This window comes from Legionella sp. ST3F1, assembly GCF_048553315.1.
In the GTDB taxonomy this organism is placed as follows: domain Bacteria; phylum Pseudomonadota; class Gammaproteobacteria; order Legionellales; family Legionellaceae; genus Tatlockia; species Tatlockia donaldsonii.
Genome location: NZ_JBLZIO010000004.1, coordinates 14,711 through 28,250 on the forward strand (window position 1 = coordinate 14,711; position 13,540 = coordinate 28,250).

A 13,540-nucleotide genomic window follows, 5' to 3' on the forward strand; every position below is an offset into this window, starting at 1 on the left:
TAATTAATGCCTGATATCGTATGAAAATATTGAGTATACGAAGACAAGTACTTTTGTTATAACTTTATTAATTTTCCTTATCCTGCAGGCATTTTTTACATGGGTTTTTATTTCAATTTTCCACTTCTTTATCAAGCATTAGATTAGCCCCTTACTCATCATGGTTTATGAGGCTGAGTTTTTAGTTATTTTCCTCTTCAAGCTCACATAAGTTGAGGGCGGGAACAACTCATTTGGTGTGACATCTAATCCTTTAAGAATTTTTAGAAGATTTAAAATGGTTATATTGGCTTCGCCACGTTCCACAGTCCCGTAGTAACCCCGATTCATTTCGATGAAATTGGCAAAACCCTCTTGAGAAAAACCTTTCTCTTTTCTGATTTTGCGAATTTGCTTGCCTAGTACAATTAAGTCGGTTTGTTTTTTCATTCAAAAAGCATATGTGCTATGCTTCATATATAGCCACACGGTATGTCTATCATTTTTGAGTTTTGTTTAGGAAATGGTAATAAAATCCTATTTTGTTATTTTTAACATTGTTAATTTTTAACACGGTAAATAATCGTTATTTGAACTATATTGATACGATTAGGAGAAGAAAATAATACCTGACTCACTGGATAGTTATCAGGAATTAAAGTAGGTTAGAGTTCTTTAGTTAAATTGAGCGGACTCATGAGGAATTCATCTGTAGGTAAACCAATTTTAGTATTGAGAAATGACGTGCTACTTAATTAAAAGGGATTTAAAGATTTGTTTTATGCTGGAGACCATAGATGAAAGGTATCGTTTTTACCTCCTTAAATAACATGATTATAGAACAATTTGGCATAGAAACCTGGGACCAACTCGTATCCTCACTAGACCTTCCAAGTGGTGGAAGTTATACAGCAGGCGGCACTTACTCGGATACAGAACTTCAGCAATTGATTCAGGCCATTGCGAAGAGGACCAATCAGCACGCTTCTGTTTTTTTAGAGGCCTTTGGTGAATACATGTTTCCTATCTTATCGAGTAAGTACGCAATTTTTTTAAAAAAGGACATGACATTAAAAGAATTTTTAAAAAGCATTGATGGAACAATTCATGTGGAAGTAGAAAAGTTATACCCAGATGAAACATTACCTACCATTAGCTATGAAGAGCCTGCTGCAAAACAATTGGTTATGTTATATCGATCACATAGAAGGCTCTGCCATTTTGCAATAGGTCTCATCCAAGGAGCCGCTCAACATTTTAAAAAGAGAATTACCATTAAGCAGACTCACTGCATGTTAAAAAAAGATGATCATTGTCGTTTGGAGATTACCTTTGAGTAATGAGAACAAAGCAATATTTGAGCGCTCTTATTATCGCGAAAGAAAAGCACGCGAGGAAGCCGAATTATTGTTGGAAAATAAGACAAGGGAACTTCATTTACTGAACCAGGATTTGGAAAAAAAGAATGCTGAACTGCTAAAAACGCTAAAAGATTTAGAAAGCGTACAAAAGAAATTATCGAAATTAGCCCATTTTGATGTATTAAGCCGATTACCCAATCGATTGCAGTTTGAACTGGATTTAAAACGTGAGATTGCCAGGTCAAAAAGATACGGTCGTCATCTGGCTCTGTTAAGCATCGATTTGGATTTTTTTAAAAATGTGAATGATCGCTTTGGTCATGATGTCGGTGATGGTCTATTGCGTGAAGTAGCGAAGCGTCTTTGCTCAAGTCTTCGCGAAGAAGATTGTGTGGCTCGATTAGGAGGAGATGAGTTTGCTGTTATTTTGACAGAAATTAATAATCCACAACAGGCAAAATTAGTGGCCAATACTATGATTCAAAAGATGGGTCAACCATTCCTTATTAAAGGTCATACCGTCATGATTGGACTAAGTATAGGAATTGCTTACTTTCCTGATGCCGGTGAGGAGGCAGTAACCCTTCGTAAGAATGCCGATATTGCTTTATACAACGCCAAAGAATGTGGTCGAAATAATTGCCAAATCTTTACACCGTCTCTTAGAAAACAATATTCAAAACGCTTGGGAATAGGGACCGAGTTGCATCTTGCTTTGGAGCGACAAGAGTTTTTTCTCGTTTATCAGCCTCGGGTTGACTTAAAAACGAATTCTATGGTTGGGATGGAGGTCTTATTGCGTTGGCAACATCCCAAGCGAGGTGTTGTTTTTCCTGATGAATTCATTTCCGTTGCAGAGCATTTTAACTTGATTATTCCAATTGGTGAATGGGTCTTACGAACCGCGTGTAGGCAGTATGTGGATTGGAAAAAGAGTTACGCTCCTTTCAACTGCACCCTGGCGATTAATATTTCGCTTCATCAATTTCAACACAAAGGGTTTATTTCTTCTGTGAAGCACATTTTACAAGAATATCAAATGCCATCGGATTGGTTAGAGCTTGAAATTACGGAAGCAACGGCAGTCAATTTTTTGGGAAAGATTGAAGATACATTAAGTACGCTTCGCAATATGGGGGTAAAGCTTGCTTTTGATAATTTTGGCTCAGGCTATTCTTTTTTATCTCACTTAAAAAATTCACCAGTCCAATCCATCAAACTGAAACAAACCTTAATTGAAGATGCTCATCTCAGAGAAAATGATAATTTAATTATCAAATCGACGATTGCTTTGTCGCAAGAATTAGGATTGAATGTGGTGGTGGGTGGTGTCGAAACAGAAGAACAACTCAATTTTTTACGGTCAAGTCACTGTTTCGAAGTGCAAGGTTATTACAGCAGTAAACCGTTAACAGTAGGACAGATGACGCAATTTATCGAGGAAAGGAACTCCAAAGGGCTGTAGCTTTATGTTATTTCATTCCTATCAAAAAATAACACCAATTAGGTTACCAAAAATAATTTAGCCTAAAATGGATAAGTTAATAAGCCCCGCTTTATTGACCAAAATCTATGAGAAAATGTTTCTTGTAGGAAAGTAGGAGCGCTGTTTGGTCAAGGAGACAGCAAGGGGTGACTATTTAGCCTTTCTATTTCCGAAGAGAGACTCCTTAAACGGAATTGATGGGTTAAATCTTGTGCTATGCTGTATTATATCGTGTTGATTATAGGGCATAATGCCAGGGATGTCGTGGCCATGAAGAGATCAGAAAAACAATGTTGTCCTAAGGAAAGGATACTCACTCAGAGTCAAGAATTGCAAGAAGGGGTAGATTTCTCGTGTTGTGCACAGGCTGATAGAGGTACTTCCGATAACTTCTTTCCATTTTTCACTCGATTAGTGCAAGCCAACTTGGCTAAATGGACGGCAGGAATAAGTCCTGCTGCCATCGGCTCTTCTTATTCCACCTGGCTTTGGCAATTGGCCCAATCCCCTGGGGTTTTGTGGGAACTTGCTTTTTATCCGTTTTTTCATGCCAAGGATTGCATTAATAATATCGTTTGTGTTGAACGTGCTGCGGATGGTAAAGACGTGCGTTTTAAAAAAGACAGTTGGCAGCCCATGCCTTGGCGTTTATTCGCCGAAGGATTTTTGCAGATGGAGGATTGGTGGCGACGCGCCACAACGGACGTACCAGGATTGCCCAACCAGGTGGAACGTATTGTTTCGTTCTGGGCACGTCAATCCCTTGATGCCCTATCCCCTTCCAATTTTGTTTGGTCTAATCCTGATTTATTCCATGAAGCCAGGCGCACTGGGGGCCTTAATCTCATCCAAGGAGGCCAAATCGCATTCGAAGATTGGCTAGAAAAGCTAACCGGTGCACCACCTACAGGTTCTGAACATTTTATCCCTGGGAAACAAGTGGCTATTACCCCAGGGCGGGTGGTCTTTCAAAATCATTTAATTGAGCTCATTCAATATGAGGCCCAAACGAAAACAGTCTATAAAGAGCCGATACTTATCTTACCAGCCTGGATTATGAAATATTATATTCTCGATTTATCACCACATAACTCCTTAGTGAAGTGGCTCGTAAGTCAGGGGCACACCGTATATATCATTTCTTGGCGCAATCCTGACAAAGAGGACCAGGATTTGGGGATGGATGATTATTATCGGCAAGGAGCTATGGCTGCATTTGATGCGGTGTCGACCCTTTTGCCAGAAACTAAAATCAATCTGATGGGGTATTGTTTAGGGGGCACCCTGGCCATGATTACCGCAGCTGCGATGGTAAGAGACAAGGACGAACGTTTAAACAGCTTGACCCTCGTGGCAGCCCAAGGGGATTTTACTGAGGCTGGGGAATTAATGCTTTTTGTGACTGAAAGTCAAGTGGATTTTCTTAAAAGTATGATGAGGGAGCAAGGGTATCTGGATACCAAGCAAATGGCCGGTTCTTTTCAGATGTTGCGTGCTTATGACTTAATTTGGTCCAAAATGGTTCAAGATTACATGCATGGCATGCGGCGCGGGATGATTGATTTAACCGCTTGGAATGCGGATGCTACACGAATGCCTTATAAAATGCACAGCGAATACCTTGAAAAACTGTTTTTAAAGAATGATTTTGCCGAAGGGCGTTACACCGTTGAAGGAAAGCCGGTGGCTGCTGAAAATATTCAGTTGCCTGTTTTTGCGGTGAGCACTGAAAAAGACCATGTAGCCCCTTGGCAATCCGTCTATAAAATCCATCTTATGACAGAAGGGGATGTGACCTTTGTTCTCACTGGCGGTGGGCATAATGCGGGCATCATCAGTGAACCTGGCCACTCAGGACGTTCTTATCGTGTTCATGAGCATAAACAAGGCGAGGCTTACTTAAATCCTGGGAGCTGGCTTGCGATGGCAGAGAAGCGGGAGGGCTCCTGGTGGCAAGCATGGCATGCGTGGTTAGTCCAGCAAAACACTAAAAAACGCATTGCATCATCGGTCATGAATCCCTCACTGCCAGCGGCACCGGGAACTTATGTGCTTCAGAAGTAGAGCGTTCTTCTTGAACAATAAAACAGGAGTCAAGGACGGATGAAGAGTAAAAACGCTTGATTGTCGATTTTGCTAATCCGCATTCTATTGGTGCTGCTCAATAGGGCAATGAATTGGTCATTACTTATCAAAATTGAAAAACCAGGGAATAGGTACAAATTTTTAGCCCCCCATTTTCATGCCGCTGGATATTATTAAGCATCTGATAAAGCCGCACCCATTGCTGGGCAAATCCTTTATGTGGATGGCGGCTTTAAAATATAAACGCTCAATGGACTTTCGAGTGAGTTACATGTATTGCCCACCATTGACATCAAAATTGGCGCCGGTAATAAAACCACTTTGCTCTTCTGCAAGGAAAGCAACAACACGAGCAATTTCCTGGGGTTTGCCTAATCGTCCCACAGGAATTTGAGCAACAATCGCTTCTAAAATGTCATCCCTCAGAGAAGCAAGCATCTCGGTATTAATATAGCCAGGGGAGATGGTATTCACTGTGATGCCTTTCTTTGCGACTTCTTGTGCCAGACTTTTGGTAAAACCGTATAATGCGGATTTAGTGGCCGCGTAATTACACTGGCCAAATTGACCTTTGCGTCCATTAACGGAAGAAATGGTGATGATACGTCCATAACTATTATCCAACATGGTGGATATCACGGTTTTCGTCATATTAAAGACACTATTTAAATTGGCATGGATGACATTCTGCCATTGTTCTTGAGTCATCTTTTTCAAAGTGGCATCGTTTGTAACACCGGCATTATTCACTAGAATATCGATCTTGCCGTATTTTTCGATGACCAATTCGGTCACTTTCTCACAATCATTGAAGGAAGAAATATCGGCGTAGACAATGTCGATATCAAAGCCTTGCATGGCCTGTTTTTTCTGCCATTCTTTCGCCAAATCATGATTGCCTTGTTTAAAATAACAGGCAATGACTTGATAATCTAACTTTTGCATTTCCTGGCATATGGCAGTACCAATACCACCAGTGCCCCCTGTGACTAAAGCAACTCGTTGATTCACTTCTTTCCTCCTTGATGGTTTCATACAGTAAAAAAATAAGTGTTATTGTCATCAGAACGGTTTTGCCTAGATCTAATAGTGGTCATTTATTAGATAACTTCTACTTCCTCGGCCTGAGGTCCTTTCTGTCCTTTTCCCATTTTAAAAAGAACAGTTGCCCCATCAGGAAGTGTTTTAAAGCCGTCACTTTGAATTGAACTAAAGTGGACAAAGTAGTCTTTGCCACTGCTTTCAATAAAACCAAAACCCTTGTCTTTATTAAACCATTTGACTTTACCACGAATTTTATTGGCCATTTTTGTTTATTTCCTTATAATCAAGCAGGTTACATAGTGTCATGCCACGTTGTTCTTTTTGTCAATACTTGTTAACCAGAGAGCTCTTAGTGATTTAATGGATTGAATCAGTGGACTCTCCAGTGTTTCCCTTTGTTTTTTTCAATGAAACCACTTTATCACATTGAATCTCAATGGTATTTGTTTTAGCAGCAGATACTCCCCAACATCGTATTCTTTTTCCCTCTTTCTCGATGAATAGCACGTGAATAACCAAATTTTTCCCATAAGTGTTGTCGATGGTGATGCCTTGAGTCTCATTCGTTTTTGTCAGGAGTCTTCCCAGTGAATTGCCACTACGGTGGAACTCTATTAATACTTCAGTATTGGATAAGGAAACATTGTTTATTTTGGAGTCTTTGTGGTATTTGATGTGATAGGATTGCAAGCCAGCATAGGCATTGAGTGTCGTGCAGGAAAAAATTGCCGCAAAAGTAATTTTAAGAAGAACTATTTTTTTTATTTTAAATGACTTGATATCGTTCATGTGATTCCTATCCTTATCTTTGTCCATGTACTTTTACTATTTTGTGTCATAAAATTTTTACATGCCCAATCTTTAATAGCAAACGGATTATCTGCTTAGACGTTGCACTTCTAACCTTAATATGTATAATTCTCAAAAAATTTACATTTCATTAAAATTTAAAGGCATCCATTAAATGGCTCATATAAGCAAATTTTTACCCCAATCTATTGAAGAGGCAAGTAAAATAACCACCGATCCTTTTAAAATTGGAGACCGTGTATATTTTGTAAATGATCAAACAAATGAAACATGGACAATTGTGAATTTTTCATTGAGCTCTATTGATAAAAAACCCGTGGCTATTCTCAGAAGCGATACTTTTGATACCTATTCTTCCCTGGGAAATATCAAATTAATTTGTTAATTGGGCTGATTTCAAAATTAATCAGCTAAATGCTTTACCCAATCAGCAAAAGCCTCATCTTCGAACTGATAAGTTCCAAAATCAATTTTAGTAATCAAATTTTTATTCGATAATCTTCTTAGTGCATTATGAGTGGTATTTTTATTAACACTATCAATTCCAAGGGCTTCACCGAGTTTTTGCAAAGCTAGTTTTCCATGTAAGTCACTTATTCCATTGGCAATCATTGACATTATTATTTTATCGGCCGGCAATAACGTTTCCCATTGACGCTTAAAATTATCATCACTAAATACCCTGCTTTTAGTAGCCGCTAAAGCTGCAGCCGTGCCCTCCTCCGGATTACTTAAATAGTATTCTATGTATCTTCGAAAAAACTCAGGAGTCTTCTTCAGTTTTTCAAATGCATCAAGAGCGTCATGAATACTCATTGGGTATTTCGATATTTTATTTACCCTTTCGACCATAGCCAATACGAAATCTTTTCCTAATAATTCGAAGGGTTCTAGAGGCGCCCAGTTATAAAATGGCTCTGATGCAACCCCAAACATACGTCTTAGAGTGGTTTCCGAACTGCCAGCAAAAATTACTTTTATACGCTCTTTCCTGATATCCAATGCTGCTCTTAGAGCATGAGCAAAATGAGAGTTCTCTTCATATGCCAAAACTTGGGCTTCATCTATTACCAAAATCATTTGATCTTTTGTTTTATCGAAAGCATTCATTGCTTCCATTAATAAAGTACTGGTTCCTTTTTTTGTTTCTGCTAAATCTGTCTCAAGAGTCCTTTCCCCTAGACCTGTAATTTTTCCTGAGGCCTTAACTTTTTTAATATTTATAGGCTTGTTTAAACTGGTCCAAATTTTATTAAATCCTTTTGGCTCAATTGTCTTATAAAATTCGGAAACCAAAGCTGTTGCAGGATCAATTTCTAATTCCCAAAGATTACTATAGACGACAATATAACCTGCCTTTTGAGCTGCAGGTATAAAATCTTGTTTCAAAAATTCGGTTTTTCCCATTCTTCGTCTAGCAAATAATCCTCGGGCAGAGGTTAGACCTATTTCAAATAGATCGAGATATTTTTTAGCTAGTTCGGGGCGGGCATAATGCCAATTGTTGTGTTTTTTCATAAGTTCTTAATAATTCTTAAAGGATTTAAGAATTATTCTATAGGATAGCCTAATCATTAACAATGAAAGTCTTAAAAATTCTTATCGTATTTAAGACTTTTTAAGAATTATCAGAAGTGTCTTAGTATGTGCATAAACCTTCGTGGTCTATTTCTTGCTTTAGAAAATGTTTACTTTTGGGTTGATTGAATCTCAAACATTTTCTTTATAATCGATATATCCTTTAAGGATCAAATATAGACTCTTATTCGCAAAATGTCCTAAACAATTTGTCATTTAATGTATTTGCTACATTGCTACACGACCATCAAATCATTGAAACCTGATGGATAAAATTATCCATTAAATCATAGGGTAATTCGGTTTTTTCTGTTATAAATCCGATTAATTAATTGTAGCAAAACTCGTGCTACTGTATTGCTACATAACGCTACACTAAGAACACCGAAAAAACACATCCTGAAATAGGCAAAAGAGGGTGTCCTCAGTTGTGGCTTGGGTTTCTTCATGTTTTGTTTTTTTAAGTTCTTTTGTTTTTTGCAAAGAGTTCCTTATTTATAATAATTTTCTATAAATAAGGAAAATGGCAGAAACAAGACGTGATCCAGTGAAATTTATTAATCTCTGAAATTGTAGCGATATGTAGCATTTATGTAGCAATATATTGCTACATAAATGCATTCATTTTGATGCGATGAATATTGTTATGATCCTTGTGAACACTGTATTATCTGATCAATATAGGTATGCTCGTTTGTCAACGAGTAGCAAAAGTAGCATGGTGCTCAATGGGTGAATATTAGAATAACGTTTAAATCAAGGGGAAGTTAATGCCTTCTGAAAAATCTCGGTACCTTAACAGAGGACCTAAATCACCTGTGGATATGCATCAGCTGAAAAAGTATTTAAACTCTTTTACTAAAGAACATTTGGCTGAAATTGTTCTTTTAAATGCACAATATAATTCTGTCTTATGGAGGGCTTTAAGTGCATCTATTGGAATGCGACTTGCCAATGGAGACTGGGAAGAGATAAAGAAAGCCATTGACTATGCATTTTATTTCCCTGAGTACATCCGTTATACAGAAAATGGGTATGGATTCATTATTTATGAAATGATTAATGCGCTTGAGTTCTTGTATAAAGATAGAGACAAGCAATTTATTTTGCAGGTTGCTGATTATATGTTTGAGCAGGCAGAACAGGCTCTTGAATCTTTTGAAGAAGGTTGGGATTGGACTTGTGCATTAGAAAGCCTTAAAGACTGGATAAGAAATAAAAAATCAAATGTAAATGAAGGTGTAACTTAATAGAATTAACACAGAAAAAACAACTTTTATCTCATTGGCTTTCTCCTAAATGAAAGGGATCGCAAGCAGGCGCACAATCGTGAAAGAGATGTTGCTTAAAATTTTTTCTTAGGGATACTTAAATAATCTTTTGATTCAACTTCCCTAATCCCCTTTATAAATTTCGTGATGATTGACCTTTTATTATAAAAAGCACTATAATTAAGTCATAATAAAGGTATTTATTTAGGTCATTAAAATGCAAACTTTATATGCAACACAAGTCGCTAGCATTAGCGAATTAAAGAAAAATCCCACAAAACTTATTAATGATGCGCATGGGATGCCCGTGGTGATTCTTAACCATAATGTAGCTGCTGCTTATTTAATTCCAGCAGAAACTTTTGAAAAACTGATGGATGCTGTTGACGAAAGCGAGCTAAAAAGCATTGTAGAACAACGCCTTTCAGAGCCCTTTACGCCAGTTAAGGTTGCGCTTGATGATCTATGAGTTACATTTCCATCCGCTTGCGTTAAAAGAATGGAAGAAACTATCGAAGGAGTTGCAGGAACAGTTTAAAAAACTATTAAAACGGCGACTGGAAAATCCGCATGTTATTTCTGCCAAACTTAGTGGCCATCTTAAAGATTGCTATAAGATAAAATTGCATCAGGCTGGCTATAGATTGGTCTACCAAGTTAACGATAATAAAATGATTCTCCTTGTTGTTGCTGTAGGCAAGCGAAACAAAAATAAAGTCTATGAGTCAGCAGAAGATAGGACTTAAGCTGATGATGAATAGGGTATTTGATGGTGTGCACCTGAAGTGATTCTTAAAAATAACAACTACAGAAACTTGCTAATTTAACTTAGTTTATGCAATCAATTTGATGACTGGATTAATGGTCGTTTTAACAGGTTTAAAAAAATTATTATATCTATTGACCTTGCCGTTACGTCAACCCTTATCGTGTATGTTGTCAATTAGAGGAGAGCAAAATGGCATACACGATTAATCAATTGGCGAGGCTTTCAGGGGTCAGTACCCGCACTCTGCGATTCTATGATGAAATTGCTTTATTAAAACCTGCCTACTATGGTGGCAATCAATATCGTTATTACAAAGAAGAGCAGCTGCTTATGTTACAGCAGATTTTATTTTTTCGTGAGCTTGGTTTTCCTCTAAATGATATCCAACAGATTATGAGTAGTGATGATTTTGATAAAATAGAATCATTAAAAAGACATAAATCTGCTTTGGAATCTAGTCTTGAACGAACAGCAACGCTCATCAAGACGATTGATAAAACCATTTCACATTTAAGAGGAAAAATAATTATGCGTGATGCGGAAATGTATGATGGCTTCGATCCCATCAAACAACAAGAGCACGAAAAATATATGCTCGAAACAGGAGTGATATCACAAAAGCAAATTGATGATAGTTGGACGCGTGTTTCTCACTGGAAAAAATCAAATTGGGAACAGTTTAAAAATGCGGGTGAAAAGCTTAATCTTGAGCTGGCCAATGCATTAGCAAAAGGAGTTAGGACTGATTCGGATGAGGTTCAGGCATTAATCCAAGAACATTACGATTGGGTTAATAATTTTTGGACACCAACAAAGGAGACATATTTAGGACTTGGAAAAATGTACCTGGACCATCCAGATTTTCGATTATTTTATAATAAATATCACCCTGGTTTGGTTGATTATTTGGTAGCTGCTATGAGAGTTTTTGCTGAACGTAAGCTATCGTGATCATCTTGCTCTGCTGATAGAAGCATCAGTAGAGCACTATCTTTCTGGGAAATTATTATGAATACCAAAATTTGCTTTACTAATTCTACTATTCTGTTAAACGATGGCAGAACACTTGGATATGCTGAGTTTGGAGATCCAAAAGGAGAGGTAGTTTTTTATTTTCATGGACTTCCAGGTTCTAGGCTTGAGGCTGGGCATTGGGAAAATATAGCATGTTTAAATCATTATCGATTAATTAGTATTGATAGACCAGGAATGGGTTTATCTTCTAAACATCCAACGCGCACTATTCTTTCATGGGCTGATGATGTTGAGGCTCTTGCCAATTACTTAGGTATCCCTAAATTTTCTATTATAGGTCACTCTGGTGGAGCTCCTTTTGTTGCAGGATGTGGATATAAAATACCTCATCGGTTAAATAAAATAGCGATTGTCTCAGGTATGGGGCCTTTTGAAATACCTGAGGCTACAGCAAGTCTAGGACGAGGACAGCGGTTTATAAATAAAATGATTAAAGCAATACCCCCAATTGCTACCGTCATGGTAAATCTCATGTTTTTGATGCTGAAAAAACCCGGGATATTAAAAAAAATGACGAGTAAAATGTCAGAGGTAGATCAGCGTATTTTAGGTGACACAGAAGCTGGTGATTTATTTATCCAATCATCGTTAGAGGCTTTTAAAGGTGGTATTACAGGCGTATCTCAAGAAATTCAATTAAGCCTAAAGCCTTGGGGATTTGATATGAGCCATATAAAGTGCCCTGTTGTCATTTGGCAAGGTAGATTAGATAAACAAGCTCCGTTAGCTCATGCCAATCTTTATGCAAAATTAATCCCTAACGCCTCACTAAAAGTTTTGGATCATGAAGGACATATCTCGTTGCTCATTAACCATGGTGAGAAAATTTTGCGCAGTGTTCGTGAATAAAATTTTGCATCGTCGCTACTATTTTAGGTTACAACCGTATTGGAAGTAACGATCGTGATAAAAGTGGCATACAAGAGAACATTTTTATTTATATTAGAGCGTTAGATTCAACGATTTTCCCCCAATTTCACAATTGTCGCTATTGCCTGTAAGATAAACGTAGCCCATCGTTTTAAGTTCTGTTTGCAATCCCAATAAATTATAAAACTGCTCACATTCAGCAAGTTTATTAACTGCTAGGGCTATATGTCCCAAACTGGCATTTTTGGGTAACATTTTTTAGGTCCTTATTTGAATGTAAGTTGGTTCATATTGGAAGCATTGTTTATTATTAGATACTCTCAACCCGAAACGCTTGATAAGAAGGTGATTCATAGGGATGAGCCTTCTTTAAGGCCGCAACAGCCACTGTGATTTGCTCTTCAGTACAGATAATTTCTACTTTATATTCAGGTACTCTTTCAAGCTGATTGATTTCCCCAATAAAAGCATGGCTTCCAGGTAATGGCATAAATTGCCCCTCACCCAATGTTTGCCAAGCACAATGCTGATAATGATCAACACTCCCTGCGCCTGTAGCAAAAATAGCATTTTTAACAATTTCTAAATGGGTTTCTGGAACACAAAAACAAAGCATGTACATGATATCACCTATGGGGAAATTAATTCTGATTTCCAAGAATCTTCTATCTTCGTATAGCGAATTACTTCAGAAAAAGAAATAGAGCCGACCGTGTAGAAAATCCATGTTTCTGGGATAAAGCGAAAACCGAAATAATACTCGCTCATAGGGATAGGAAGTCCTGCAAATTGATCACTCAATTCTTTTTTCCTGGTTTCCAATTGGTTTAAATCTTTAATGACAAGTCCTGAAGTAGGAGCATAAGCAGAGAATCTCAATTGGCGTTCACGAGGAAGAGTACTCCAAAAAGCTTCATTTTCTTCTTGAGAAATGGGGATTGCTGTACCTTCTAAAATAACTTGTCGGTTCTGCATCGCAAATAAAAAATTTAAACAGGATTTAGGGTTATTTAATAATTCAGCAACCTTGCGTGTTTTTTGCTGCGTAAAAAATAAAAGACTCTCTGTTTCAATTTCCCGAATGGCCACCACTCGACTATGAGGTTCGCTAGAGCTGCTACAAGTACTTAAAACAGCACAGGAAGGATCCTCAATCCCCCTTTCTTTTTCCTTGTTCAACCATTCTTTTAGCATGTTAAAGGGCACGAGTTTCTCCTGTAAATTGGTGTGATAAAGTTAAAAGTATTAAACA

17 protein-coding genes are annotated in these 13,540 nt (G+C 37.6%); 9 read left to right on the forward strand and 8 right to left on the reverse strand.

Annotated elements, in window-relative coordinates:
- Nucleotides 1-165: 165 nt before the first annotated feature.
- Nucleotides 166-429 carry a helix-turn-helix domain-containing protein gene (locus ACN4Z1_RS04240; RefSeq protein ID WP_015961459.1) on the reverse strand — a complete coding sequence of 88 codons (264 nt, stop codon included), beginning with the start codon at nt 427-429 and terminating at the stop codon, nt 166-168.
- 347 nt (nt 430-776) lie between these two features.
- Between ACN4Z1_RS04240 and ACN4Z1_RS04245 the strand changes: the two genes are divergently transcribed.
- From ACN4Z1_RS04245 to ACN4Z1_RS04255, 3 genes are all read left to right on the forward strand, one after another.
- Nucleotides 777-1,319, forward strand: a complete 543-nt coding sequence (locus ACN4Z1_RS04245) for a heme NO-binding domain-containing protein (RefSeq protein WP_021460711.1) — start codon at nt 777-779, stop codon at nt 1,317-1,319.
- On the forward strand, nt 1,285-2,805 hold the full coding sequence (locus ACN4Z1_RS04250; RefSeq protein WP_031297987.1) for a putative bifunctional diguanylate cyclase/phosphodiesterase: 1,521 nt from the start codon (nt 1,285-1,287) through the stop codon (nt 2,803-2,805). Before ACN4Z1_RS04245 ends, ACN4Z1_RS04250 begins: the two co-directional genes overlap by 35 nt.
- A 291-nt stretch (nt 2,806-3,096) precedes the next feature.
- Nucleotides 3,097-4,890 (forward strand): PHA/PHB synthase family protein, encoded by a 1,794-nt coding sequence (locus ACN4Z1_RS04255; RefSeq protein ID WP_031297984.1) that lies wholly within the window; start codon nt 3,097-3,099, stop codon nt 4,888-4,890.
- A 288-nt stretch (nt 4,891-5,178) separates the two neighbouring features.
- Here the strand turns inward: ACN4Z1_RS04255 and phbB are convergent, their stop codons facing one another.
- The 3 genes from phbB to ACN4Z1_RS04270 all read right to left on the reverse strand — a co-directional run bounded on the left by phbB (nt 5,179) and on the right by ACN4Z1_RS04270 (nt 6,744).
- The gene (gene phbB, locus ACN4Z1_RS04260) at nt 5,179-5,922 is read right to left on the reverse strand and encodes an acetoacetyl-CoA reductase (protein WP_021460714.1); all 744 of its coding nucleotides are present in this window, start codon (nt 5,920-5,922) and stop codon (nt 5,179-5,181) included.
- Between the two features lie 89 nt (nt 5,923-6,011).
- On the reverse strand, nt 6,012-6,218 hold the full coding sequence (locus ACN4Z1_RS04265; RefSeq protein ID WP_021460715.1) for a cold-shock protein: 207 nt from the start codon (nt 6,216-6,218) through the stop codon (nt 6,012-6,014).
- A 94-nt stretch (nt 6,219-6,312) separates the two neighbouring features.
- Entirely contained in the window at nt 6,313-6,744 is a 432-nt protein-coding gene (locus tag ACN4Z1_RS04270) for a hypothetical protein (RefSeq protein WP_021460579.1), read from the reverse strand.
- A 175-nt stretch (nt 6,745-6,919) separates the two neighbouring features.
- Between ACN4Z1_RS04270 and ACN4Z1_RS04275 the strand changes: the two genes are divergently transcribed.
- Nucleotides 6,920-7,150, forward strand: coding sequence for a hypothetical protein (locus tag ACN4Z1_RS04275; protein ID WP_021460580.1), 231 nt, complete (start codon nt 6,920-6,922; stop codon nt 7,148-7,150).
- A 17-nt stretch (nt 7,151-7,167) separates the two neighbouring features.
- Here ACN4Z1_RS04275 and ACN4Z1_RS04280 read toward each other — a convergent pair whose 3' ends face one another.
- Entirely contained in the window at nt 7,168-8,283 is a 1,116-nt protein-coding gene (locus ACN4Z1_RS04280; RefSeq protein WP_021460581.1) for a hypothetical protein, read from the reverse strand.
- A gap of 830 nt (nt 8,284-9,113) precedes the next feature.
- Here ACN4Z1_RS04280 and ACN4Z1_RS04285 point away from each other — a divergent pair.
- From ACN4Z1_RS04285 to ACN4Z1_RS04305, 5 genes are all read left to right on the forward strand, one after another.
- Complete coding sequence (locus ACN4Z1_RS04285; protein WP_021460582.1) at nt 9,114-9,593, forward strand: hypothetical protein; 480 nt, start codon at nt 9,114-9,116, stop codon at nt 9,591-9,593.
- A gap of 238 nt (nt 9,594-9,831) precedes the next feature.
- Nucleotides 9,832-10,083, forward strand: a complete 252-nt coding sequence (locus tag ACN4Z1_RS04290; RefSeq protein WP_011212545.1) for a type II toxin-antitoxin system Phd/YefM family antitoxin — start codon at nt 9,832-9,834, stop codon at nt 10,081-10,083.
- Nucleotides 10,073-10,360 (forward strand): type II toxin-antitoxin system RelE family toxin, encoded by a 288-nt coding sequence (locus tag ACN4Z1_RS04295; RefSeq protein WP_011212544.1) that lies wholly within the window; start codon nt 10,073-10,075, stop codon nt 10,358-10,360. Before ACN4Z1_RS04290 ends, ACN4Z1_RS04295 begins: the two co-directional genes overlap by 11 nt.
- A gap of 212 nt (nt 10,361-10,572) precedes the next feature.
- Nucleotides 10,573-11,334 (forward strand): MerR family transcriptional regulator, encoded by a 762-nt coding sequence (locus ACN4Z1_RS04300; protein ID WP_011212543.1) that lies wholly within the window; start codon nt 10,573-10,575, stop codon nt 11,332-11,334.
- Between the two features lie 57 nt (nt 11,335-11,391).
- Nucleotides 11,392-12,267, forward strand: coding sequence for an alpha/beta fold hydrolase (locus ACN4Z1_RS04305; RefSeq protein ID WP_011212542.1), 876 nt, complete (start codon nt 11,392-11,394; stop codon nt 12,265-12,267).
- Nucleotides 12,268-12,360: 93 nt separating this feature from the next.
- Here ACN4Z1_RS04305 and ACN4Z1_RS04310 read toward each other — a convergent pair whose 3' ends face one another.
- The 3 genes from ACN4Z1_RS04310 to ACN4Z1_RS04320 are packed head-to-tail and all read right to left on the reverse strand — an operon-like array spanning nt 12,361 to nt 13,494.
- The gene (locus tag ACN4Z1_RS04310; RefSeq protein ID WP_011212541.1) at nt 12,361-12,543 is read right to left on the reverse strand and encodes a hypothetical protein; all 183 of its coding nucleotides are present in this window, start codon (nt 12,541-12,543) and stop codon (nt 12,361-12,363) included.
- A 55-nt stretch (nt 12,544-12,598) separates the two neighbouring features.
- Nucleotides 12,599-12,910 carry a hypothetical protein gene (locus ACN4Z1_RS04315; RefSeq protein ID WP_025520126.1) on the reverse strand — a complete coding sequence of 104 codons (312 nt, stop codon included), beginning with the start codon at nt 12,908-12,910 and terminating at the stop codon, nt 12,599-12,601.
- Between the two features lie 8 nt (nt 12,911-12,918).
- Nucleotides 12,919-13,494 carry a pyridoxine/pyridoxamine 5'-phosphate oxidase gene (locus ACN4Z1_RS04320; protein WP_021582681.1) on the reverse strand — a complete coding sequence of 192 codons (576 nt, stop codon included), beginning with the start codon at nt 13,492-13,494 and terminating at the stop codon, nt 12,919-12,921.
- Between the last annotated feature and the right edge of the window lie 46 nt (nt 13,495-13,540).

Coding starts and splice junctions, on each gene's coding strand:
- ACN4Z1_RS04240 (WP_015961459.1), bottom strand. CDS start 429: ATGAAAAAACAAACCGACTTAATTGTACTAGGCAAGCAAATTCGCAAA.
- ACN4Z1_RS04245 (WP_021460711.1), top strand. CDS start 777: ATGAAAGGTATCGTTTTTACCTCCTTAAATAACATGATTATAGAACAA.
- ACN4Z1_RS04250 (WP_031297987.1), top strand. CDS start 1,285: ATGATCATTGTCGTTTGGAGATTACCTTTGAGTAATGAGAACAAAGCA.
- ACN4Z1_RS04255 (WP_031297984.1), top strand. CDS start 3,097: ATGAAGAGATCAGAAAAACAATGTTGTCCTAAGGAAAGGATACTCACT.
- ACN4Z1_RS04265 (WP_021460715.1), bottom strand. CDS start 6,218: ATGGCCAATAAAATTCGTGGTAAAGTCAAATGGTTTAATAAAGACAAG.
- ACN4Z1_RS04270 (WP_021460579.1), bottom strand. CDS start 6,744: ATGAACGATATCAAGTCATTTAAAATAAAAAAAATAGTTCTTCTTAAA.
- ACN4Z1_RS04275 (WP_021460580.1), top strand. CDS start 6,920: ATGGCTCATATAAGCAAATTTTTACCCCAATCTATTGAAGAGGCAAGT.
- ACN4Z1_RS04280 (WP_021460581.1), bottom strand. CDS start 8,283: ATGAAAAAACACAACAATTGGCATTATGCCCGCCCCGAACTAGCTAAA.
- ACN4Z1_RS04285 (WP_021460582.1), top strand. CDS start 9,114: ATGCCTTCTGAAAAATCTCGGTACCTTAACAGAGGACCTAAATCACCT.
- ACN4Z1_RS04290 (WP_011212545.1), top strand. CDS start 9,832: ATGCAAACTTTATATGCAACACAAGTCGCTAGCATTAGCGAATTAAAG.
- ACN4Z1_RS04295 (WP_011212544.1), top strand. CDS start 10,073: ATGATCTATGAGTTACATTTCCATCCGCTTGCGTTAAAAGAATGGAAG.
- ACN4Z1_RS04300 (WP_011212543.1), top strand. CDS start 10,573: ATGGCATACACGATTAATCAATTGGCGAGGCTTTCAGGGGTCAGTACC.
- ACN4Z1_RS04305 (WP_011212542.1), top strand. CDS start 11,392: ATGAATACCAAAATTTGCTTTACTAATTCTACTATTCTGTTAAACGAT.
- ACN4Z1_RS04310 (WP_011212541.1), bottom strand. CDS start 12,543: ATGTTACCCAAAAATGCCAGTTTGGGACATATAGCCCTAGCAGTTAAT.
- ACN4Z1_RS04315 (WP_025520126.1), bottom strand. CDS start 12,910: ATGTACATGCTTTGTTTTTGTGTTCCAGAAACCCATTTAGAAATTGTT.